We start from the raw sequence: 23,765 nt of genomic DNA on the forward strand, positions 1-23,765 counted from the left end.
CGGGTCGTCGTCAACGCGGCGGGCGCCTGGGCCGACGAGGTCGCGACGGCGGCCGGCGTACGACCGGTGGGGCTGACCCCGCTGCGCCGCACCGCCTTCCTGGTGGACGCGCCCGCCGCCCTCCCTGCGGGGCACTGGCCGATGGTCAACGACGTCGACGGCACCTTCTACTTCAAGCCGGAGTCGGGACGCCTGCTGGTCTCCCCGTGCGACACCACTCCCGTGCCGCCCGGCGACGCCCGCCCCGACGACCTCGACGTGGCCATCGGCGCCGAGCGGGTGCAGGCAGCGACCACCCTGGACATCCGCCGGGTCCACCAGGCGTGGGCCGGGCTGCGGACCGCAGCCCCGGACGACGTGCCCGTGATCGGTCCGGCGGTCGACGCGCCGGGGTTCCTGTGGCTGGCCGGGCTCGGCGGCTACGGCGTCCAGACCTCGCCCGCGGCGGGCGCCCTGCTCGCCGCGCTGGCGGTCGACGCCCCACCCCCCGTGGATCCCGGCCCCTTCTCCCCCTCCCGATTCCCTTGGCCCCTGTGGTGGCGGGATCAGCGGGTCCGCTGGTCGCCCCGGGAGCGGCGAGGCAGCATCGTCAACGCCGAGAGTGCCGCCGACACCAGCGCTGCCAGCAGCATCACCTGGAAGACCGCCGGGTAGCCGGCCGCGCTGGCGACCAGGCCGGCCAGCGGCGCCCCGGCCACCAGGCCGATGTCCCAGAACGAGGTGAACGCACCGAGCGCCGCCCCCTGGTGGGCCGGGTCCGTACGGTTGATCACCAGCAGGGCCAGCGCCGGGAAGAGCAGCGAGAGCCCGGCGCCGATCACCAGCCCGCCGAGAACCGCCACCAGCAGGTTCGGCGCGACCGCGACGAGGAGCAGCCCCACCGCCTCCACCAGGGCCGAGCCGACGGCCACCCGGCCAGCGCCGAGCTTGTCGGGCAGCCCGCCCACGAAGAGCCGGACCCCGACGTAGGTGAAGCCGAACGCGTTGAACGCGGCGATGCCGTTCTCGACGCCCCGCTCGGCCATGTGCAGGGCGACGAACGCGGCCAGCGCGGCGTAGCCGAACCCGGCCAGGGAAAGCGCGACGCCGGGTGCCACCGCGCTGCGCGGCAGGAGGCCGGCCCGGCTTGCCGGGCTCGCCTGCTGCGGCCCCGGTCGGGCGGCGACGAGCACGGCCCCGGCCACCGCCGCCAGGACCGCGAACAGCCACACCGCGGGATAACCGGAGGTACGCAACAGCACCGCGCCGAGCAGGGCGCCCAGCGTGATGCCCAGCCACATGTAGATGCCGTACAGGCCGACGACGCGGCCCCGCCGGTCGGCCGGCGCCAGCGCCACCAACCAGGCCGCGCCGGCGGTGTAGACGGCCGCCTCACCGATCCCGTGCAGGACCCGGACGCCGACCAGCACGCCGACGTTGCCGGCCACCAGGTAGGCCGCCCCGGCGGCGGCACACACCACCGCCCCGCCCAGCATCACCGCCCGGTACCCGTGCCGGTCGCCGATCCGGCCGGCGATGGGCCGGGCGATCACGGCGGAGACCGCGATCGCGGCGATCACCACCCCCACCTCGACCCGGTTGCCGTCGAGCTCGTCGAGCACGTAGAACGGCAGCACGGCCAGGGACGCGCCCACGCCGAGCAGGCACAGGAAGATCGCGGCGAAGAGCGGCACGATGGGCCGGTAGAACGACAGTTTCCCGCCGGTCGTGGTCATGCGGTGACGCTCCTAGCCCGTGTTTCGTAAGGCCTTGCTGGGGGTGAGGTGGGTCCGGCGTCGCGGTGATCGATGAAAGTGAGGTCTACATTAGATTGGCTGGAGATCTCGCGCACAGGATAGCGGCATCGAAGCGGCACGATCTAATCGGCGCTCGGTGGACGGGACGCCACCAGCACGCCGGCGGGCGCCCACCGTGACGGTCACCTGCAGAAGGGGCCGCCGGGTGGTGCTGCTCCCAACTCGAAGTGGTGGTGCGACGGCACCATCCGGAAGACCCGTTCTCCGGTGGTCCGGAACGAGACGAGGCCGAGCAGGACGAGGGCCGTCATCGTCGAGCCCTCCTGCGCGATCTGCCGTTCGGGGAGGGTGGTCAGGGCGATGTGCCCGGCGACGTAGGCGAAGACGGTCGCCACGATAAAGACGACGCCGCCCATCGTGGGCATGCCCTTCTTGCCCTGGTTGCTGGCAAGCCCGATCAGGACACCATGTGCGCTACCCAGCCGCGTTGAGGTACATGGCGTCCTGATCACGAGCCGATGGTCCGGCGATCGCACGACCCTCCCGCCCACAGACCGGCCCGGCGGCCACCACCGCCCCACGCAGCGCGGATCACCGGCCCAAGGCTGTATGACGAGGCACTAGGCCGGTACGACGTGGAAGAAGTGGGTCGGCAGGTGCACGGCCAGTCCCTCGTGGATCTCGGCGCAGACGGCCGGGCCGTCGGTGGCGAAGGTACCGGGCGGCGGGGTGCCGACGCGGATCGCGGACCGCCCGGCGTCCAGCAGGCGGGCCGCCATCGCGAAGTCGCCCACCACCGCCTCGCCCGGCGCCACCATCCGGGTACGGCTGATCTGGACGCCGTTGCGGGTCAGGTCGGTCAGGAGGGAGCCCTTGCCGAGCAGGTGGGTGTAGTAGTCCCTCGGGTTGACGATCATCGCGTGCGGGGTGGCCCCGGTCTGCTCGATCTCGTCGCAGGCGGCGAGCAGGCCGCTGAGCCAGTCGTGCCGGTACGGCAGCCGCCCGATCTCCGGGTGCCGCAGCAGGCCGCCCTCGCCGATGGTCAGCGCCTGGTTCTCGGCCGTGGCGAGGCGGACCAGCAGCCGGTAGTCGACGAAGACGGCCAGCGCCTCCGGATCGTCGGCGAGTTCCTCGGGGATGCGCACCCAGGCGCGGATCGGGTGCACCCCGGCGGAGGCGGTGCCGAACCGGAAGGCGGCCTCGCGGCGCAGGCCCGACTCGTGCACCGCCGCCGCCTCCCCCGCGTCGGGCCGGGACTCGCACCAGAACCGGACCGGCTCCATCCCGACCGACCGCTTGCGGAACAGGTTGCGCACGGTCACCCGGGGCCGCTCCTTGGTCGGCTGGAAGGCGTCCGTGATGGTGTAGTCGAAGCGCACCTCGGCGCCGGCGGGATCGTCGGCGTACGCGCGGGCGAACAGCTCGCCGGGCGACAGCGTCGACGACGCGGTCACGGTCGGCGTGGCGGCGGTGGTGGTCATGAGTCCTCCCCGATGCGGATGGCGTGCCGGATCAGTCGCTGGTAGAAGGGCTGGTGGTGGTCGTGGTACGACCGCAGGATGTCGTTGTTGGCGACGGTCACCTCGAAGGACTTCTCGACCGGCGAGAAGCCCGAGGTGCGTTCGACGTCGAGGTGCCACTTGCGGGTACGCCGCCACTCGGCCCGCTCCCCCGGCGCCCAGTTCAGCGCCTCCCGCCGGAACGGCAGCCCCACGGCGGCGCACCAGGCGGCCACCGTCTCCTCCGGGTGCCGCAGCAGGTCCTCGGCCCGGATCACCACCGGCGGCCGGCGCGCGGTCCGGCTGACCAGGTCGAACAGCTCCCACTGGTGCTCGTAGCCGATCTCCGGGCAGGTCACCGTCGGCTTTATCGCGTAGTGCGAGCTGATCGTGCGGGCCGGCTCCCGGACGATGAAGGTGTGCGTGACGTCGGCGACCGCCCCGGGGTCGTCGAACAGGTGCCGGTAGCGGTACTCGAGCGTGTCCTTGACGAAGACGGTCCGGTCCCGGCCCAGCTCGCCCAGGTGCGCGACGACCTCGGCCGCGTCGGTCACGGTGACGGTGCCGCCGTCGGCGGTGGGCAGCTCGGCCTGCCCCTCGTCGACGAGGGTGACCAGGGGCTCGTGGACGACCGTGACGTCACCGCGGGCGATCATCATGCGCAGGAACGCGGTGGAGAGCGCCCGGGGGTGCGCCCACATGGCGATCACCGGCATGCCGGCCTCCCGTACCGCGTCGCCCGGCGCAGCGGCGCGGCCCCGTGCTGCGCCGCGCTCACTGCGACCACGACGTGGGCTTGCGGTCCCACCGGTGCGCGCGCAGCGTGTCCAGCAGCCCGGCGTCCAGTGGCACGCCGTCGCTGACGGCCAGGTTGGCGCGCACGTGCTCGACCCGGCGCATGCCGGGGATCACCGTGCTCACCGCCGGGTGGTGCAGGATGAACCGCAGCGCCAGCTCCGGCATGGTCATCCCCGCCGGTACGTCGGCGGCCAGCCGCTCGGCGCGCTCCACACTGGGCAGCAGGTTCTCCGGCCCGAAGTACGTGCTGCGCCAGTCCTCCTCCGGCCAGGTGCTGTCGGCGGTCAGCGTGCCGGTCAGCGTCCCCTCGTCGAACGGGACCCGGGCGATGATCGCGATGTCGTCGCGCTGGGCGCGCGGGAACAGCTCGTCCTCCGGCGCCTGGTCGAAGACGTTGTAGATGACCTGCACGACGTCGACCAGGCCGGTGTCGAGTGCGGCGTGGCAGTTCGTCGGCTCCCACCGGTTGACGCTGATCCCGACGCCGTCGACCACGCCCTCCCGCTTGAGGTCCGCGACGGCCTCCTGCCAGCGGCCGTCGGCGGCCCACCGGTCCTCCCAGACGTGGAACTGGAGCAGGTCGATCCGGTCCACGCCGAGGTTCTCGAGGCTGCGGTGGGTGAACTCGCGGATGTGCTCGGCGGGGAAGACGTCGTCCAGGCTGTCCCGGGGGCCGGGCGGCCACTCGCGGTTCTTCGGCGGGATCTTGGTGGCCAGGTACAGCCGGCGGTCCGGGTGCCGGCGCACCAGGCCGCCGAGGAGCTGCTCACTGACGCCCCGCCCGTAGACCCAGGCGGTGTCGAAGAAGTTGCAGCCCCGTTCCACCGCCTCGTCCAGGCAGGCCGGTGCGGTGTCGTAGTCCCAGCCGGTGAAACCACCGGGTCCACCGCCGATGCCCCACATCCCGTACCCGACCTCGCTGACCTGCCAGCCGAGCCGACCCATCCTGCGGTATCGCATTCCACTCCCTCGTCCGTGCCGGTCACCGCGTTCCGCGCGGCCGTTCACCCTGGTTCCGCCTGCAGCAGCAGCCGGTCGGCCTCCCGCCGCACGTGCTCGCCCAGCCAGGCGCGGTAGGCGCCGACGGACGGGCCGAGTCGGCGGTCGGTGAAGCCCCGGCACCGTTCCAGCTCGGCGCAGGCGTCGCGCCGGAAGAGCCGGGGGTTGTCGGTGAGCAGCGTCGCGAAGACCGCGCGCAGCCGCTCCTCGTCGGCGCCCGCGCCGGGCGGGAAGAGGGCCAGCAGCACGGCGGCGTCGCGGTCGCCCGCGCCCGCCGCCGCACGCAGCCCCGCCAGGAACCGCCCGCAGCTCACCCGGGGCAAAGCGTCCGCGCCGGCCAGCGGCAGGTCGGTGAAGTCGACGCTCACCGGGTGCAGGACGTGCAGCGTGCCGCCCCACTGGCGCGGATCGACGACCGTGGCGACCATCCGCCGGGCGGCCCAGTCCACCGGCGTCCAGTCGGAGCGCACAGGCGCGTCGGGCCGCATCCGCAGCTGATGGCAGGCCGCCAGCAGCAGGTGGGTCAGGGCCCGGGGGTTGGGGTGGCCGTCGTCGGCCGCGGGCATCACCTCGCCGAGGCGCAGCACCGTGATCGTCGCGCCCCGCCGCCGGGCCTCGTCGAGGTACCGCTCCGCCACCCACTTCGACCGGCTGTAGCCGCTCGTCGGCGCGACGGCGAGGGCCGGGTCGTACGTCTCGGGCAGCGGCTGCGGGTGGCGGGCGGCCTCGCTGTCGAGGACGCCGAGGGTGGAGACGTGGTGCAGCGGCTTCGGTCGGCCCGTCAGGCAGAGCCGCAGCAGCTCGGCGGTGCCGAGGACGTTCGCGGCGCGGTGGGCCCGGTAGTCGAACAGGAAGTTGACAAGCGCCCCGGCGTGCAGCACGAGGTCGCAGTCGTGGGCCAGCCGGTCCCACGCCTGCGGGGTCAGGCCGAGGGCCGGGCGGCCGAGGTCGGCCGCGTACCCGTGCAGGCGCAGGCCGTGGCCGGGCCGCCACAGGCCCCGCTCGGCCAGCGCGCGCACGACGCGGGCGGTGGCCTCGGCGTCGTCGGCCGCGCGGGCCAGGCACAGCACCCGGACGTCGGTGGTGGCGAGCAGCTCGTGCACCAGGCGCGCGCCGACGAATCCGGTGGCCCCGGTGACCAGGACCGTACGCGGCGCCCGGCGCCGGCCGACGGGACGTACGGGCAGGTCGGCCGGGAGCTTCGCGTCCCGCTCCAGCAGCTCGTCCTCGGTCTCGGCGGGGTCGGCCGCGCGCAGCCCTGCCGCGAGCGCCCGGGCGAGCCGGGCGGCGCTGCGGTGGGTGAACAGGTCCTGCACGCCGACGCGGAGGCTCTGGTCCGCGCCGAGGGCGGTGACCACGTCGAGGGCCTGGAGCGAGTCGCCCCCCGCGTCGAGGAAGTCGGTGTCGGGGCCGAGGTCGGGCCGGCCGAGGACCGTCCGGAACACCCCCAGCACACGATTGGGCAGCGTTTGCGCCTCGGCGGGCGCGGCCGGCGGGCGGATCCGGTCGGCGAGCGTACGGTCCAGCCAGGCCTCCAGCGCCTGCCGGTCGACCTTGCCGTTGCCGGTCAGCGGCAGCGCGTCGCGCACGACGACGTGCCGGGGCACGTGGGTCCGGGGCAGCAGCCGCCGCAGGTGCGCCCGCACCTGCGGCTCCGTCACCTCGGGGTCGGCGGCGAGGAAGAGGGCCAGCGACCGGCCCCGGTGCTCGCGGGCGAGCAGTACCTTCGCCTGCCGTACGCCGGCCAGCCGGGTGGCGGCGGTCTCGATCTCGCCGGCCTCGATCCGCACACCGTGGACCTTGAGCTGGTGGTCGCGGCGGCCGGCGAAGTGCAGCCGGCCGTCGGGGGCGATCCGGCCGAGGTCGCCGGTGCGGTAGAGCCGCGGGCCGGGGATGCCGGGCAGCGGGTTGGGCACGAACACCTCGGCGGTGCGGGCCGCGTCGCCGAGGTACCCCTCGCCCAGACACACGCCGCCGATCACGATCTCGCCGGTCTCGCCCGGCGGCAGCGGCCGCAGCTCGGCGTCCACCACGGCGGCGTGGCAGTTGTCGATGGGCCGGCCGATGGGGATAACGTCGCCGTCGGATCGCGCGACGGTGTGGAAGATCATGCCGATCGACGCCTCGGTGGGGCCGTAGCCGTTGGTGACCGCCACCCCCGGCACCAGCTCGACCAGGCGGTGCACCGCCCACGGGTCGATCTCCTCGCCGCCGACGATCACGTTGCGCAGCGACGCGACGGCGCGGCGGGCGGCCGGGTCCCGGTCCAGGACCGAGACCAGCGCGCCGAGCACGCTCGGCACGAAGTCGGTCATCGTGACGGCCTCGTCGGCGATGGTCCGGACGGTCCGCTCGACGTCGAGGAACCCGCCCTCGACCGGCACCACCGTCCGACCGCCGATGGTCAGCGGCCAGAACATCTGCCACACCGACGAGTCGAAGGTGTGCCGGCTGTTCTGGAGCACCACCTCGTCGTCGGTCGCCGCGAAGTGGCGGGTCATGAACCGCAGCCGGTTGGCGATCCCGTCGTGCCGGTTCAGCGCGCACTTCGGGGTGCCGGTGGTGCCCGAGGTGAAGAAGCCGTAGATCAGGTCGGCCGGGCCGATCGGCACGCCGGGCCGGCGGCGGGTCGGGGTGATCCCGTCGAGGTCGACGGGCAGGCAGGGGACGTCTGCGGTGTCGGGACGCGGGCCGGCGCCGCGTACCACCGCGAGCCGGGGCCGGACCACCCGCAGCGAGGTGTGCAGCCGGTCCGCCGGCCAGCCGGGATCGACGGGGACGAAGGCCGCGCCGAGTTTCATCAACGCCAGGTCGACGACGGGCAGTTCGAGCCCGTCGGCGAGCAGGACGGGCACCACGTCGCCCCGCCGGACGCCCCGCCCGGTGAGGGCGGCGGCGACGCCGTTGGCCAGGTCGTCGAGTTCGCGGTACGTCAGCGAGCGGCCCCGGAACGACACCGCCCGACGGTGCGGGTGCCGGTCGACGCGCTCCTCGACCATGCCGGGCACGGCGAGGAAGGGCCGGTCGTCGTACGGCGTTCCGGCAGCCGCCGGAGGGGCGGCGGTGCACCGGCAGGTGGGTCCGTCGGAGACGGGAACCGCCGCCGCGGATCCGGTGTCGCCCGCCCTCATCACGCCTCCTGTCCCCGTGCCCGCCCGGCCTGTCGTCACGCCGCGAACGGGCTGATTCCGACCGTGCGCGCGAGCTTCGCACCGCCCTTGACCGTCGCGTCGGTGCAGAAGGTGATCACCTTTCGCGGGTGTCCCGCTCGCTGATCACCGCCGTCGTCGCGGTCAGCTCACCCTGCGCTCGTGGCCCTGCCAGAACCGCTCCCGCAGCTCGCGACGCAGGATCTTCCCGCTCGGGTTGCGGGGCACCCGGTCGATGAACTCGTAGTGCAGCGGCTGCTTGAAGCCCGCGAGCTGACCCCGCAGGTGCAACGCCAGGTCACGCTCGGTGAGCTGCTGGCCCTCCACCGGCACCACGAACGCGTAGACGGCCTCGCCCCAACGCTCGTCCGGCACGCCCACCACCGCCGACTCGGCGACCAACGGATGACGGCTGATCACGTTCTCGACCTCGACGGGGTAGACGTTCTCCCCCGAGACGATGATCATGTCCTTGATCCGGTCGCGGATGTACAGGTAACCGTCCTCGTCCAGCACGCCGGCGTCCCCGGTCACGACCCAGCCGTCGACAATCGTCTTCGCCGTGGCCTCCGGCAGGTTCCAGTACTCCACCATCACGCCCGGCGAACGCAGCCAGACCTCGCCGACCTCGCCCGGCGGCAACGGGTTGCCCTTGTCGTCGGCGATCTTGACCTCGAAGCCCGGGTACGGCAGCCCCGCCGACTGCATCTTGCCGCCGTCCGGGGTGTGGTCGGCCGGGGGCAGGCAGACGGCGGAGTTGCCGGTCTCGGTGAGGCCGTAGATCTGGGCGAACTCGCAGCCGAAGCCCTCGATGCAGCGGGCCAACAGCGCCGTCGAGATGGGCGCGCTGCCGTAGACGATCTTCCGCAGCGAGGCGAAGTCCGCCTTGGTGACGCCGGGCTCCGCGAGCAGCAGGCGCAGCATCGAGGGCACCGCGAGGATGGTGGTGACGCGCAGCGATCTGATCAGCTCGACCGCGCCCGCGGTGTTGAACTCGCGCATCAGCACGTTCGCGGCGCCCGCGGCGAAACCCATCGCGGCCCACGACAGGCCGCCGATGTGGAAGCCGCCGTTGCAGAGGAGGCTGACGTCGCCCTCGCGCAGGTCGAGCCAGTCGAGGTTCTCCGAGGCGAGCCCGTCGCGTACCGCGAAGAAGCTGCGGTGCGCGAGGACGACGCCCTTCGGCAGCCCCGTCGTCCCGCTGGTGTACATCTGCGCCAACGGCGTGTCGGGCGTGACCCTGGTCAGCACGTTCGCGTCCGGCTGCGCCGACGCCCAGGCCGCGAAGCCGGCGCGGGCCACGCCGTCGGAGTCCAGCGCGACCACCTGCCGCAGCATCGGCAACTCCGGCGCCAGCTTCTCGGCGACGACGGCCGAGTCGGAGTCGACGAACACCAGCGCGGCGCCGGAGTCCCGCAGGATGTGCTCGACCTCGCCGGCAGCCAGCCGCCAGTTGATCGGCACGAACACCACACCGGCCTTCGCCGCACCGAAGAACAGGTCGTAGAAGTGCTCGGACTCCCTGCCCAGGTAGGCGATACGGTCACCCGGGCGCAGCCCGGCCGCCTGGAGACCGCGCGCGACCTGGTTGCTGACGCGGTGCAGGGTGGCGTAGTCGACGCGCCGACCCTCGCAGATGATCGCGACGGCGTCCGGCTGCTGGGCCGCATGCCTACGCGCCACGTCGACGAGCGTGCGCAACTGGACAGTCACCGGGGTCCTCCTCAGTGGGCGTACGGGTGGGGGCGAATCACGCCACGTCGGCCTGGATACGCATGCCGGACGGATTCACCAACGCCATCCGCACGATGATCTGGACGAACTCGCCCTCCGCGCTCGCCAGCAGTACCGGGTCGTTGGCAAATGCCGCCGCCCGATCGGCGCGCTGTTCTTGACCAGCGATGTTGTCATCGCTATTCCTCCTCGGCGCACGAGTGCGTAATGGAACGTAATCGGAGCGTGCCCATCCCCTGGTAACAGTGGAAGAACTGGCCCGACGGGCCGGCCGCAGCCTTCAAGAACTCCGACACCGCACCCTCGAACACGACACCGAAATCCAGATCCCCGTACTCGCGGGCTGAAGCGTCACCGCACCAACAGTCGTCATCCGGGCAGTTACCCGAGCGTGGACGGGCTGAGGGAACATGGGCGCGCGGGTGGTCCCTCCCGCCCGTCGCACCGGATGCCGACAGCAATTCCTTTCCAGCGATCACGGCGAGGACGACATGGCGAACAAATGCCCGGTGCACGGGCATCGGAAGCTGATGGACGACGACTACTTCGCGAATCCGTACGCGGCGTACGAGCGCTACACGACACCGCACGAGCAGGGCACCGTCCACCGGACCTGCCTCGACGACCACGGCCGGATCTGGCTGCCGCTGGTGCCCGCCCTGGTGCCCCTTCCGGTCACGGTCTGAGCGCATCCCCACCCACGGCCCGCATCACCACTGCTATCCGACAAGAGGTCTTTGAACCATGCCGCGTACCGATCTGCTCCGCCCCCTGCCCGAGCTGCTCCAGACCGCTGCCGCCAGGTCCGGAGACCGGATCGCGTACGCCGACTCACGGCGGAGCGTGACCCACGGGGAGCTGGCGGCGCGGACGGCGCGGCTCGCCGGACACCTCGCCGACCTCGGCGTGTGGCCGACGGACCGGGTCGTCGTCCTGCTGGACGGCGTCGCGGCGGTGGAGGGCGTGCTCTCCGCCGTCCGCGCCGGCGGGATCGCCGTACCGCTGGACCCGGCGCTCGACGACGCCGAACTGGCCCGGCTGGTGGCCGACGCGGGCGCCGACACCGTGATCACCGACGCCGCGAACGCGGGCCGGGTGCGGGTGCCGAACCTCGTGGTCGACGGCGGGTACGACGGCGAGGCGCACTCGTTCGAGGAGCTGGCGACGACCGAGCCGTCGTCGCCGGCCCGCGACGACATCGGCCTCGACGACCTGGCGCTGCTCACCTACACGGCGGGGACGACCGGCCTCCGCAAGGGGGTGCTCGCCACCACCCGCAACGCGCTGTGGCCCGCCGCGGCGGCCCAACTGGCCGGGCTCGACTGCGCCGAGGACGACCGGGTGCTGTGGACGCTGCCCGTGCACGCCTGGCTCGGGCAACTCGTCGCCGCCGCGGCGGCGGGGGCGACGGTACGGCTCGCCGGCGGCCTGTCCCCCGAGCAGACGCGTGCCGCGCTCGCCGCGCTGGGTGGCACCGTGCTGGTGGGCACCGGCGCGACGCACCGCGCCCTGCTGGACGCGCCGGTCCCGGACGCGGCGGCGGTACGGCTCGGTCTGGCCGTCGGCCCCGTGGACCCGGCGCTGCGCCGGGAGTTCGAGGCCGCGTTCTCGGCGCCGCTGCTCGCCGGCTACGTGACCACCGAGACGTCCGGCCTGATCGCGGTGAGCTGGCCGGGCGGCGACGCGGAGCGGCGCTGCCTGCCCCTGCCGGGCCTGAGCGTCCGGGTGGTCGACCCCCGCTCGGGCGCCGACCTCGGCCCCGGCCAGGAGGGTGAGGTCTGGGTCAGCGGCCCGAACGTGATGGCCGGCGGCTACCACGAACTCGCCGCCCGGACGGCCGAGGCGATGAGCGGCGGCTGGTACCGCACGGGCGACCTGGCCCGCCGCGACGACTCCGGGCACCTCACGGTCACCGGCCGACGGGCTGACGCGGTCGAGGTCGGCGGCGAGCGGGTACGGCTGGACCGGATCGACGCGGTGCTGCACGGCGTGGCCGGGGTGGCCGACGCGGCGGCCCTCGCCGGGCCCGACGGTCCGGTCGCGTTCGTCGTCGGGTCCGACGTGGACGCCGCCGGCCTGCTGGCGCGGTGCCGCGCGGAGCTTCCCGCGGCGGCCGTGCCGGTCGAGACGTACGTGGTGCGGGAGATCCCGCGCACCACCCTCGGCAGCCCCGCCCGCCACCGGCTTCCCGAGCTGCCCGCCCGCCTGATCGGCGTGGCCGCGTCGCTGCCCGACCGGCTGCACGCGCTGCGCTGGGAGCCGGCACCGGAGTCCCGCTCCGAGTCGGACTCCGGTCGGCTCGCCTGGTCGGTCGTGGGCCCGCCCGAGCTGACCGCCGACCTCGCCGGCGACGACCTCGCCGTCGACAGCTATCCCGACCACACCGCGCTGTCCGAGCTGCTGGCGCGGGTGCTCGACGAGGACCACCCGGCGGACTCGCGCCTGGTCGTACTGACCCGGGGCGCCCTGCACGGCGACGACGCCACGGCCCCCCGGCAGGCCGCCGCCTGGGCGCTCGCGCGGGCCCACCAGCTCCGCCGTCCCGGCCGGCTCGTGCTCCTCGACGCCGACCGGGTCGGCGCCGAGGAGCTGCGCGCGGCCGTGGCCTGCGGCGAGGACGTGCTGGCCGTACGCGAGGGCGAACTGCTCGTGCCCCGGTACGCGGCCGTTCCCGCCCTGCCCGGCGGCGCGCCGCAGCAGGGCACTGTCGTGCTCGTCGCCCGGTCGTACGACGCGGCGCTCGCCCGCCACCTCGTGGCGGCCCACGACGTACGCGAACTGATCCTGGTGGGGCCGGACGACGTGCCGGCGGGCGCCCCGGCGGAGCTGGCGGCGTTCGGCGCGGAGGTCTGCGTGCACCCGGGCGTGCCGTTCGATGCGGAGACGCTGGCGGCCGTGCTCGGCGACCGGCCGGTCACCACCGTCGCGGCGGTGGACCTCACGGTCGAGGAGACGCTGGCGCTGCACACCGCGACGCTCGGGCGCGCCCCGACCGGCCTCGTGCTGCTCACCGACGGCCGCGACGTCGCCGCCACCGTCGCCGCCGACGCGCTGGTGCGGCACCGGCACGCGCTCGGCCTGCCCGGCGTCTCCGTGGCGTGGAGCGTGCCGGGATTCGCCCGGCCCCCCGCCGCACGACGTACCGCCCTCCTCGACGCCGCGCTGGCCACGGGCGAGCCCTGCGTGGTTGCCGCGCGCCCTGTGCTGGCCGCCGAGGGCGGCGCCGACGGCGCCCGCAGCGCCCTGACCGAGCAACTAGTGGCGGCCCCGGCGGACGACCGGCTCGGCCTGCTGCGCGACGTCGTACGGACCGCGACCGGCGAGGTCCTACGGGACCAGGCGCCCGCGACGATCGACGGCGAGACGCCGTTCCGGCAGCTCGGCTACGACTCGCTCACCGCCGTGCAGCTGCGCAACCGGCTCTGCGCCGCGACCGGCCTCAAGCTGCCGGCGAGCCTGGTCTTCGACTACCCGACGCCGGACATCCTCGCCAGCCACCTGCTCGACGCCCTGGGGCTGGGCACGGTCGAGGCGGCGCCGACCACCGTGGCGGCGTACGACGAGAGCGAGCCGATCGCGATCGTCGGCATGGCCTGCCGCTTCCCGGGCGGCGTCAGCTCCCCCGACGACCTGTGGCGGGTGGTCGAGAGCGGGGCCGACGTCGTCGGCGACTTCCCCACCAACCGTGGCTGGGACCTCGCCGCGCTGTTCGCCGGTGACGGGCCGGGCACGTGCACCGCGACCGCCGGTGGCTTCCTGCACGACGCGGACGAGTTCGACGCCGAGTTCTTCGGCATCAGCCCGCGCGAGGCGCTGGCCATGGACCCGCAGCAGCGGGTGCTGATGGAGACCACGTGGGAGGCGCTGGAGCACGCCGGCATCCCGCCGGCCTCGCTGCGGGGCAGCGACACCGCCGTCTTCACGGGCCTGCACACGCAGGACTACGGCCGGGTCGGGCACAGCGAGGAGGACGGCGTCGACGGCTTCCTCATCACCGGCACCCAGAGCAGCGTGGCGTCCGGCCGGATCGCGTACGCCCTGGGCCTGGAGGGCCAGGCGCTGACCGTCGACACCGCCTGCTCGGCGTCGCTGGTCGCCCTGCACCTGGCCGTACGCGCGCTGCGCTCCGGCGAGTGCGCGATGGCGCTGGCGGGCGGGGCGACCGTGATGGCCGGCACGGGGACGTTCACCGAGTTCTCCCGGCAGAACGGCCTCTCCCCCGACGGGCGGTGCAAGGCGTTCTCCGACGACGCCGACGGCACCGGCTGGGGCGAGGGCGCCGGTGTGCTGGTGGTGGAGCGGCTGTCCGACGCCCGCCGCAACGGCCACCGGGTGCTGGCCGTCGTCCGCGGCACCGCCGTCAACCAGGACGGCGCCTCCAACGGCCTCACCGCCCCGAACGGGCCCTCCCAGCAGCGGGTCATCCGCGCCGCGCTCGCCAACGCGGGCCTCGCAGCCGGCGAGGTGGACGCCGTCGAGGCCCACGGCACCGGCACCTCCCTCGGCGACCCCATCGAGGCCCAGGCCATCCTCGCCACCTACGGCCAGAACCGCGAACAGCCACTCTGGCTGGGCTCGCTCAAGTCCAACATCGGCCACACGCAGGCCGCCGCCGGTGTCGGCGGCGTGATCAAGATGGTCCTCGCCCTGCGGAACGGGCTGCTGCCGCGCACCCTGCACGTCTCGGAGCCGAGCCGCAAGGTGGACTGGTCGGCCGGGTCGGTGGCGCTGCTGACCGAGCCGGTCGCGTGGCCCGCCGGCGACCGTCCGCGCCGGGCCGCCGTCTCGTCGTTCGGGATGAGCGGGACGAACGCGCACGTGGTCATCGAGGAGCCGCCCGCCGCCGACGCCCCGGACGCCGACGCCCCGGACGCACCGCCGCCGGCGCTGCCGTGGCTGCTGTCGGGGCGCTCCGAGCAGGCGGTACGGGAGCAGGCCCGCCGGCTGCACGACCACCTCGCCGACCGGCCCGAGCTGTCGATCACCGACGTCGGCCGGTCCCTCGTCACCACCCGGGCGGCCTTCGGCCACCGGGCCGCGGTCACGGGGGCCACCCGGCAGGACCTCCTCGACTCCCTCGCCGCCCTCGCCGCCGGCCAGAGCACGGCCGACGTGTTCACCGGCACCTCCCGCCCCGGCGGGCTGGCGTTCCTGTTCACCGGCACCGGCGCCCAGTACCTCGGGATGGGCGCCGAACTCGCCGCCGCGTACCCCGTCTACGCCGCCGCGTTCGACGAGGCCTGCGCCGAGCTGGACCGGCACCTGGACCGGCCGGTACGCGAGATCATCCGCAGCGACGACCTGCACCGGTTCGCGTACACGCAGCCCGCCCTGTTCGCCTTCGAGGTCGCCCTGCACCGGCTCGTCGAATCGTGGGGCATCCGGCCCGACTTCGTGGCGGGGCACTCCCTCGGCGAACTCTCCGCCGCGTACGTCGCCGGGGTCTGGTCGCTCGCCGACGCCGCGAAGCTCGTCGCCGCCCGCGCCACCCTCATGGCGGCCCTGCCGCTGGGCGGCGCGATGGTCGCCGTGCAGGCCACCGAGGAGCAGGTCACCCCGTACCTGAGCGACCAGGTCGGCATCGCCGCCATCAACACCCCCACCGACCTGGTCATCTCCGGCGACGAGGCCGCGACCCTCGCCGCCGCCGAGCAGCTCGCCGCCCAGGGGCACAAGACCAAGCGGCTGCCGATCCCGCTGGGCGCCCACTCGCACCTGATGGACCCGATGCTCGACGACTACCGGGCCGTCGCCGCGTCCATCACCCACCACGAGCCCCGGATCGGGCTGATCTCCACGGTCGACGGGCAGCCGCTGCGCTCCACGCCCGAGCACTGGGTCGACCAGGTCCGCCGGGCGGTCCGCTTCCACGACGCCGTCAGCGCCCTCACCACCACCCACCAGGTCGACACCTTCCTCGAGATCGGCCCCGACACCGTCCTCGCCACCACCACCGGCGACGCCACCGGCATCGCCACCATGCGCCGGGGACAGCCCGAGACCCACAGCCTCGCCCGGGCCGTCGGCCACCTCTTCACCGTCGGGACCGGCCTCGACGCCGACGCCTACTTCCCCGGCGCCCGCGAGGTGCCGCTGCCGACGTACCCGTTCCAGCGGAGGTCGTACTGGCTGCGGCCCACGGCCGGGGGCGACGTGAGCACGGCCGGCCTCACCGCGACCCGCCACCCGCTGCTCGGCGCGGTGCTGGGCGTCGTCGACACCGACCGGCTCGTGCTCACCGGGCGGCTCTCCCTGCGCGAACAGCCCTGGCTCGTCGACCATGCCGTCCTCGACACGGTCCTGCTGCCCGGCACCGCGTTCCTCGAACTGGCCGCGCACGCCGCCGAACAGACCGGCAGCACGATGGTCGAGGAACTCACCCTCCAGGCCCCGCTGACGCTGACCGAGCAGCAGCGGGTCAACATCCAGGTGTGGGTCGGCCGCCCCGACGAGCAGGGCCGCCGCGAGTTCGGCGTGTACTCCCAGCCGGCCGACCAGGCGCCGGGCGCGGAGTGGACGTCCCACGCCTCGGGCACGCTGGCCGACGTACCCGCGCCGCCTCCGGTGGTCGAGCAGTGGCCACCGGCCGGCGCGGAGCCCGTCGACGTCGGCGACTTCTACGGCTGGCTGCTGGCGCGTGGCTTCTGCTACGGCCCCGCCTTCCAGGGCGTCCAGGAGGTGTGGCGGCGCGGCGACGAGTTGTTCGCCCGGGCCACCCTGCGTGCCGAGGAGGAGCCGGCCGCCGTGCGGTTCGGTGTGCACCCGGCGCTGCTCGACGCCGCCATGCACCCGCTCGTGCTGCACGTCGACGGCGGCGGAAGCCCGGGCGGCCAGGCGTGGCTGCCCTTCTCCTGGCGGGGCGTGCGACTGCACCGGCGGGGCGCGTCGACGCTGCGGATCCGCCTGAGCCCGGCCGGCGAGAACGCCCTGCGGGTGAGCACCACCGACGACGACGGCAACCCCGTGCTGAGCGCCGACGCGGTCGCCGTCCGCCCGGTCACGACGAACGGGCTGGCCGGCGCGAGCGGGCCCGCCGCCGCGCTGTACCGCCCGGAGTGGGTGCCCGTGAGCGCCCCGACCGGCACCGGCACGCCCGACGTCGAGGTGTTCCGCGTCGAGGCGGGCGACACCGCCGACGCCGTACGACGGTCCCTGCACGACACCCTGGCGACGGTCCAGCGGACGGCGACGGCCGGCAGCACGCGGCTGGCCGTGGTCACCCGCGCCGGGGATCTCGCGGGCGCGGCGGCGTGGGGACTGGTCCGCTCCGCCCAGACCGAGCACCCGGACCGGTTCGTCCTCGTCGAGACCGACGGCAACGACAAGTCCGAGCGCGTCCTCGCCGCGGCGATCGGCACGGGCGAGCCGCAGCTCGCCATCCGGGACGGGGCGCTGACCGTGCCGCGGCTGGCCCGGTACGCCTCCTCCCCCGCCGAGCGCAGGCTGTTCGACCCGGCGGGGCCGATCCTGATCACCGGTGGCACCGGGACGCTCGGCGCCGCGCTCGCCCGGCACCTGGTCACCCGGCACGGCGCGGAACACCTGGTCCTCGCCTCGCGCCGGGGCCTGGAGGCGCCGGGTGCCGCCGCCCTGGCCGAGGAGCTGACCGCCCTCGGCGCCGCCACCGTCGACGTCGTCGCGTGTGACACCGCCGACCGGACGGCGCTGGCCGCGCTGCTCGCCGGCCTGTCCCGGCCGCTGGCGGGGGTGGTGCACACCGCCGGCGTACTCGACGACGGCATCCTGGAGTCGCTCACACCGGAGCGCCTGGACGCGGTCCTGCGACCCAAGGTCGACGCCGCGCTCAACCTGCACGAACTGGCCGGCGACGTCGAGCTGTTCGTGCTCTACTCCTCCGTCGCGAGCGTCCTCGGCACCGCCGGGCAGGCCAACTACGCGGCGGCGAACACCTTCCTCGACGCCCTGGCCGCGCGGCGACGCGCCGAGGGCCGGGTCGCGACCTCGCTGTCCTGGGGGCTGTGGGCCGAGGCAAGCGCGATGACCAGCCAGCTCGGCGAGACCGACCTGGCCCGCATCGCGCGCGGCGGTATCCTCCCGCACAGCGTCGAGGAGGGGCTCGCGCTCTTCGACGCCGCGTGCCGCTCCGACGAGGCGCACCTGGTGCCCGTCACCATCGACGTCGCCGCGGTACGCGCCGCCCCGGACGCCGCGCCGACCCTGCACGGCCTCGCCAGGGTGCCGCGCCGGCGGCAGGCCGCGACCCGGCCGGGCGCCACCGCGCTGGCCCGCGAGCTGGCCGGCCGCAGCGAACAGGAGCAGCGCGGGCTGCTGCTCGACATCGTGCGTACGCAGGTCGCGACCGTGCTCGCCCAGCCGGACGTGGACGCCGTCCCCGTGGCCGAACCGTTCCGCCAGCTCGGCTTCGACTCGCTGATGGCCGTCGAGTTGCGTAACCGGCTCAACACCGTGACCGGCCTGCGCCTGCCGGCGACGTTGACCTTCGACTACCCCAACCCGGAGGCCCTCGTCGAGTACCTGCGGGGCGAGCTGGGCGGCCGCGAGGAGGAGCGGGCGCCCGTCGTGGCGGCGGTCGCCGCCCGGCCGACCGACGAGCCGATCGCGATCGTCGGCATGGCCTGCCGCTACCCCGGCGGCGTCAACTCGCCGGACGAGCTGTGGCAGCTCCTCGTCGACGGCGGTGAGGGCATCAGCGGCTTCCCGACCGACCGGGGCTGGTCGCTGGACACCCTGTTCGACCCCGACCCGGACACCCCGGGCACCAGCTACGTAAGCCAGGGCGGATTCCTGCTCGACGCGGCCGGGTTCGACGCCGAGTTCTTCGGCATCAGTCCCCGCGAGGCGCTGGCGATGGACCCGCAGCAGCGGGTGTTCCTGGAAACCTGCGCGGAGGCGCTGGAGAACGCCGGCCTGCGGCCGGACGCGCTGCGTGGCTCACCCACCGGCGTGTTCACCGGCCTCATGACGCACGACTACGCCACCCGGTCGAACGCCGTACCCGACGGCGTCGAGGGCTTCCTCGGCACCGGCACGGCGGGCAGCATCGCCTCGGGCCGGGTGGCGTACACGTTCGGCCTGGAGGGGCCGGCGGTCACCGTCGACACCGCCTGCTCGTCGTCGCTGGTCGCCCTGCACCTGGCCGTGCAGGCGCTGCGCTCCGGCGAGTGTTCCCTCGCGCTGACCGGCGGGGTGACCGTCATGTCCACCCCCGCCCTGTACGTCGAGTTCTCCAAGCAGCGCGGCCTCGCCCGTGACGGCCGGTGCAAGTCGTTCGCCGCCGCCGCCGACGGCACCGGCTGGGCGGAGGGCGTCGGGGTGCTGGTGGTGGAGCGGCTGTCCGACGCCCGGCGCAACGGCCACCGGGTGCTTGCCGTCGTCCGTGGCTCGGCCGTGAACCAGGACGGCGCCTCCAACGGGCTCACCGCCCCGAACGGGCCCTCCCAGCAGCGGGTCATCCGCGCCGCGCTCGCCAACGCCGGGCTGACGCCCGACCAGGTCGACGCCGTCGAGGCCCACGGCACCGGCACCTCCCTCGGCGACCCCATCGAGGCACAGGCCATCCTCGCCACCTACGGCCAGGACCGGGCGCAGCCGCTCTGGCTGGGCTCGCTGAAGTCGAACATCGGGCACGCCCAGGCGGCGGCCGGTGTCGGCGGCGTGATCAAGATGGTGCTCGCCCTGCGGAACGGGCTGCTGCCGCGCACCCTGCACGTCGACGAGCCGTCCCCGAAGATCGACTGGTCGGCGGGCTCCGTCGCGCTGCTGACCGAGCCGGCCGAGTGGCGGCAGAACGGTCACCCGCGACGCGCGGGGATCTCCTCGTTCGGGGTCAGCGGCACGAACTCGCACGTGATCATCGAGGAGCCGCCCGCGGCCGCCCCGGCCGCCACCCACACCGACGCTTCGCCGCCACCGGTGGTGCCGTGGGTGTTGTCCGCCCGCTCCGAGCAGGCCCTGCGGGACCAGGCCCGCCGCCTGCACGACCACGTCGCCGCCCGCCCGGAGCTGTCGAGCGCCGACGTGGCCCGTTCCCTGCTCACCTCCCGGGTCTCCTTCGACCACCGCGCCGCCGTCACCGGGGCCGACCGGGAGGAACTCCTCGCCGGCCTCACCGCCCTCGCCACCGGCGATAACGCCACGAACCTGGTCACCGGGACGCCCGGGACCGGCGGTCGGTTGGCCTTCCTGTTCACCGGCCAGGGCGCGCAGCGGTTGGGCATGGGCAGCGAACTCGCCGCCGCGTACCCCGTCTTCGCCATCGCGTTCGACGAGGTCTGCGCCGCGCTCGACGAGCACCTGGACCGTCCGCTGCGGAAGGTCCTCGACACCGACGACCTGCACCGGACGGGCTACACCCAACCCGCCCTGTTCGCGTTCGAGGTCGCCCTCCACCGGCTCGTCGAATCCTGGGGCATCCGCCCCGACTTCGTCGCCGGGCACTCCATCGGCGAACTCGCCGCCGCGCACGTCGCCGGCGTCTGGGACCTCGCCGACGCCGCGAGACTCGTCGCCGCCCGCGCCACGCTCATGCAGTCCCTACCCACCGGGGGCGCCATGGTCGCCGTGCAGGCCACCGAGGAACAGGTCACGCCGTTCCTCACCGACGTGGTCGGCGTCGCCGCTGTCAACACCCGCACCGATCTCGTCCTCTCCGGTGACGAGGCCGCGACCCTCGCGGCCGCCGAGGCACTCGCCGCGCAGGGCCACCGGACGAAGCGGCTCACCGTCTCCCACGCCTTCCACTCCCACCTGATGGAGCCCGTCCTCGACGAGTACCGTGCCGTGGCCGCCGCCATCACCCACCGGGAACCCACCGTCCCCGTCGTCTCCACAGTCGACGGGCGACCGCTGCGCTCCACCCCCGAGCACTGGGTCGACCAGCTCCGCCGGGCCGTCCGCTTCCACGACGCCGTCGAGGCTCTCGCCGGTACGCACCACGTCGACACCTACCTCGAGATCGGCCCCGACACCGTCCTCGCGACGGCCGCCGCCACGACCGCCGGCGACGCCGTCGCGATCGCCACCACCCGCCGGGAACGACCCGAGGTACACACCCTCGCCAGGGCCGTCGGCCACCTCTTCACCGCCGGCGTCAGCCCCGACGCCGACGCGTACCTGGCGGGTGCCGGCAAGGTGGAACTGCCGACGTACGCGTTCCAGCGCCAGCGGTACTGGCTGGTCGCCGACGAGGGGCCGGCGAACGCCGCCGGGCTCGGGCTCGATCCGGCGGACCACCCGCTGCTCGGCGCGGTGCTGGGGCTCGCCGACTCGGAGCGGACCGTCCTCACCGGACGGCTGTCCCTGCGCGAGCAGCCCTGGCTGGCCGACCACGCCGTCCTGGGCACGGTCCTGCTCCCCGGGGCCGCGTTCGTCGAACTCGCGCGGCGGGCCGCCGAGCACGTCGACCTCGACCGGATCGAGGAGCTGACCCTGCACGCGCCGCTGGTGCTGCCGGCGAACGGTGCCGTGCAGGTGCAGGTGGAGGTCGGGGAACCCGACGAGGCCGGGCGCCGGCCGCTGCGGGTGCACTCCCGACGCGAGGACGCGGTCGACGGCGAGCCGTGGACGCAGCACGCGAGCGGCCTGCTCGATGCCGACGCGGAGCCCGACACCGGTTGGGCCGGCGAGTGGCCACCCGCCGACGCCGTCGGGGCACCGGTCGAGGACCTGTACGACCGGGTCGCCGACCTCGGCGTCGACTACGGGCCCGCGTTCCGGGGACTGGTGGCGGCCTGGCGGCGCGGCGACGAGCTGTTCGCGGAGGTCGCGCTCCCCGCCGACGCGCCGGCCGGTCGCTTCGGGCTGCACCCGGCGCTGCTGGACGCGGCCCTGCACCCGATCTCCCTGGCCACCGGGGCCGACGGGCCGCTGCGGCTGCCGTTCAGCTGGCACGGCGTCCGGGTGCTGGCCGCCGGTGCGACGGCCCTGCGGGTGCGGATCACGCCCACCGCTCAGGACGCGTACGCCCTGGCGCTCGCCGACGCCTCCGGCATGCCGGTGGCCACGGTCGAGTCGCTGGTGGCGCGGCCGGTGACGGTCGAACAGTTGCACAGCGCCGCCGGCCCGAACGGGCTCCACCGGCTGGAGTGGTTGCCCGTACCCGCGCCCGTGGCCCCCGCCGACGCGTTCGACGTCTTCGAGGTCGGCGCCGGTACGGACGCCGAGGCGGTGCGGACCGCCGTGCACCGGGCGCTCGGGGCGATCCACGAGTGGCTGCCCAACGAGCGGTCCCCGCTGGTGTTCGTGTCGCGGGGCGCCACCGACGGCACGAACCCGGCGGCTGCGGCGGTCTGGGGCCTGGTCCGCTCCGCGCAGACCGAACACCCGGACCGGTTCGTCCTCGTCGACACCGACGACGCGACGCGGGTCGGCACGGCCGTGGCGACCGGCGAGCCGCAGGTGGCCGTCCGCGACGGTGCACCGTCCGTGCCGCGGCTCGCGACGTTCGCGGCCACGTCGGACCGCCGCCTGTTCGACCCGGCGGGCACCGTGCTCGTCACCGGCGGCACCGGAACCCTGGGCGCCGCGCTGGCCCGCCACCTGGTCACCACGCACGGCGCGCGGCACCTCGTGCTGACCTCCCGCCGTGGCCCGGCCGCGCCGGGTGCCGCCGAGCTGACGGCGGAGCTGGAGTCGCTGGGCGCCAGGGTCACGGTGGCCGCCTGCGACGCCGCCGACCGGGCCGCGCTGTCGGACCTCCTGACGTCCCTGCCCGACCTGGTCGGTGTCGTGCACGCGGCGGGTGTCCTGGACGACGGTACGGTCGAGTCGCTCACGCCGGAGCGGGTGGACGCGGTGCTGCGCGCGAAGGTCGACGCGGCGCTGAACCTGCACGAGCTGGCCGGCGACGTCGAGCTGTTCGTGCTGTTCTCCTCGGCGACGGGGGTGCTGGGCACGGCCGGCCAGGCGAACTACGCGGCGGCGAACGCCTTCCTGGACGCGCTGGCCGCGCGGCGCCGGGCGGCCGGCCTCGCGGCGACGTCGCTCGCCTGGGGCCTGTGGCGTGGCGGCGGCGCGATGACGGGCCGGCTGACCGACGCCGACCTCGCCCGCATCGGCCGCACCGGTGTGCTGGCGCACACGGTCGAGGAGGGGCTCGCGTTGTTCGACGCGGCGTGCCGCACGGACGAGCCCTGCCTGGTCCCGATCAAGCTCGACGTGGCCACGTTGCGGACGAGCACCACGGCGCCGGCACCGCTACGTTCCTTCGTCAAGCCCCGCCGGGCCGCCGCGGCGGGCAGCACGGTGGCGCTGTCCCGCCAGTTGGCCGGGCTCGCCGAGGCGGAGCAGCGCGAGGTGCTGCTGAACCTGGTACGCGCGAACGTGGCCTCGGTGCTGGCCCACGGATCGGTGGAGACCGTCCGGGCGGACCAGGCGTTCAAGCAGATGGGCTTCGACTCGTTGACGGCGGTGGAGCTGCGGAACCGGCTCAACCAGGCCTCGGGCCTGCGGCTGCCGGCGACGCTGACGTTCGACCACCCCACGCCCGCGGCGCTCGTCGAGCACCTGATCGAGGAGTTGGGCGGCAACCAGGCGAAGCTGAAGCTGCGCACCCTGGTCGACGACATCGCCAAGCTGGAGGCGACGCTCGAACTGGTGAACGCCACGGAGGCCGCGGAGGCGGCGGAGACGGACATCGCCTCGGCCCTGCAACGGCTCCTGACGAAGTGGCGCGACAAGGCCGGCCCGGCCCAGACCGGGACCGGCGACCTCTCCTCGGTCACCGCGGACGACCTGTTCGACATCCTGGACAGCGAACTGGACAACGTCTGACCCCGATACGAGGCCGAACAGATCTTGGCGAGTTCGGGCCCCTGGAGGGGCCCGAACTCGCCAAGATCCGGTAATGGGCTGGTGGTCGCATGCACGGG

At 74.5% G+C, this 23,765-nt stretch carries 9 protein-coding genes and 1 pseudogene; 3 read left to right on the forward strand and 7 right to left on the reverse strand.

The annotated features are described in order from the left end of the window. Positions 1 to 654, forward strand: a 654-nt coding sequence (locus ABZ809_RS22705; protein WP_357564578.1) for an FAD-binding oxidoreductase, incomplete at its 5' end; no start/stop codon positions are given. Here ABZ809_RS22705 and ABZ809_RS22710 read toward each other — a convergent pair. From ABZ809_RS22710 to ABZ809_RS22740, 7 genes and pseudogenes are all read right to left on the reverse strand, one after another. Then, positions 546 to 1,715 (reverse strand): MFS transporter, encoded by a 1,170-nt coding sequence (locus ABZ809_RS22710; protein WP_357564579.1) that lies wholly within the window; start codon positions 1,713 to 1,715, stop codon positions 546 to 548. The two genes, ABZ809_RS22705 and ABZ809_RS22710, sit on opposite strands and share 109 nt — an antisense overlap. 296 nt (positions 1,716 to 2,011) lie before the next feature. Continuing rightward, a pseudogene (locus tag ABZ809_RS22715) lies at positions 2,012 to 2,179 on the reverse strand (phospho-N-acetylmuramoyl-pentapeptide-transferase); the annotation flags it as partial. 177 nt (positions 2,180 to 2,356) lie between these two features. Beyond that, positions 2,357 to 3,217 (reverse strand): family 3 encapsulin nanocompartment shell protein, encoded by an 861-nt coding sequence (locus tag ABZ809_RS22720; protein ID WP_357564580.1) that lies wholly within the window; start codon positions 3,215 to 3,217, stop codon positions 2,357 to 2,359. Then, positions 3,214 to 3,951: a hypothetical protein gene (locus ABZ809_RS22725; protein WP_357564581.1), complete on the reverse strand. Its 738-nt coding sequence runs from the start codon at positions 3,949 to 3,951 to the stop codon at positions 3,214 to 3,216. Before ABZ809_RS22725 ends, ABZ809_RS22720 begins: the two co-directional genes overlap by 4 nt. Positions 3,952 to 4,009: 58 nt before the next feature. Next, positions 4,010 to 4,993 (reverse strand): aldo/keto reductase, encoded by a 984-nt coding sequence (locus tag ABZ809_RS22730; protein ID WP_357564582.1) that lies wholly within the window; start codon positions 4,991 to 4,993, stop codon positions 4,010 to 4,012. Between the two features lie 44 nt (positions 4,994 to 5,037). Further along, positions 5,038 to 8,163, reverse strand: a complete 3,126-nt coding sequence (locus ABZ809_RS22735; protein WP_357564583.1) for an amino acid adenylation domain-containing protein — start codon at positions 8,161 to 8,163, stop codon at positions 5,038 to 5,040. Between the two features lie 162 nt (positions 8,164 to 8,325). Beyond that, positions 8,326 to 9,894, reverse strand: coding sequence for a fatty acid--CoA ligase (locus ABZ809_RS22740; protein WP_357564584.1), 1,569 nt, complete (start codon positions 9,892 to 9,894; stop codon positions 8,326 to 8,328). 512 nt (positions 9,895 to 10,406) lie between these two features. Between ABZ809_RS22740 and ABZ809_RS22745 the strand changes: the two genes are divergently transcribed. Together ABZ809_RS22745 and ABZ809_RS22750 are read left to right on the forward strand one after the other, a co-directional pair. Further along, positions 10,407 to 10,601, forward strand: coding sequence for a hypothetical protein (locus ABZ809_RS22745; protein ID WP_357564585.1), 195 nt, complete (start codon positions 10,407 to 10,409; stop codon positions 10,599 to 10,601). A 58-nt stretch (positions 10,602 to 10,659) separates the two neighbouring features. Then, positions 10,660 to 23,667 (forward strand): SDR family NAD(P)-dependent oxidoreductase, encoded by a 13,008-nt coding sequence (locus ABZ809_RS22750; RefSeq protein ID WP_357564586.1) that lies wholly within the window; start codon positions 10,660 to 10,662, stop codon positions 23,665 to 23,667. Positions 23,668 to 23,765: the final 98 nt, after the last annotated feature.

Source organism: Micromonospora sp. NPDC047074 (genome assembly GCF_040643815.1).
GTDB lineage: Bacteria > Actinomycetota > Actinomycetes > Mycobacteriales > Micromonosporaceae > Micromonospora.

Coding starts and splice junctions, on each gene's coding strand:
- ABZ809_RS22745 (WP_357564585.1), top strand. CDS start 10,407: ATGGCGAACAAATGCCCGGTGCACGGGCATCGGAAGCTGATGGACGAC.
- ABZ809_RS22720 (WP_357564580.1), bottom strand. CDS start 3,217: ATGACCACCACCGCCGCCACGCCGACCGTGACCGCGTCGTCGACGCTG.
- ABZ809_RS22730 (WP_357564582.1), bottom strand. CDS start 4,993: ATGCGATACCGCAGGATGGGTCGGCTCGGCTGGCAGGTCAGCGAGGTC.
- ABZ809_RS22735 (WP_357564583.1), bottom strand. CDS start 8,163: ATGAGGGCGGGCGACACCGGATCCGCGGCGGCGGTTCCCGTCTCCGAC.
- ABZ809_RS22725 (WP_357564581.1), bottom strand. CDS start 3,951: ATGCCGGTGATCGCCATGTGGGCGCACCCCCGGGCGCTCTCCACCGCG.
- ABZ809_RS22710 (WP_357564579.1), bottom strand. CDS start 1,715: ATGACCACGACCGGCGGGAAACTGTCGTTCTACCGGCCCATCGTGCCG.
- ABZ809_RS22750 (WP_357564586.1), top strand. CDS start 10,660: ATGCCGCGTACCGATCTGCTCCGCCCCCTGCCCGAGCTGCTCCAGACC.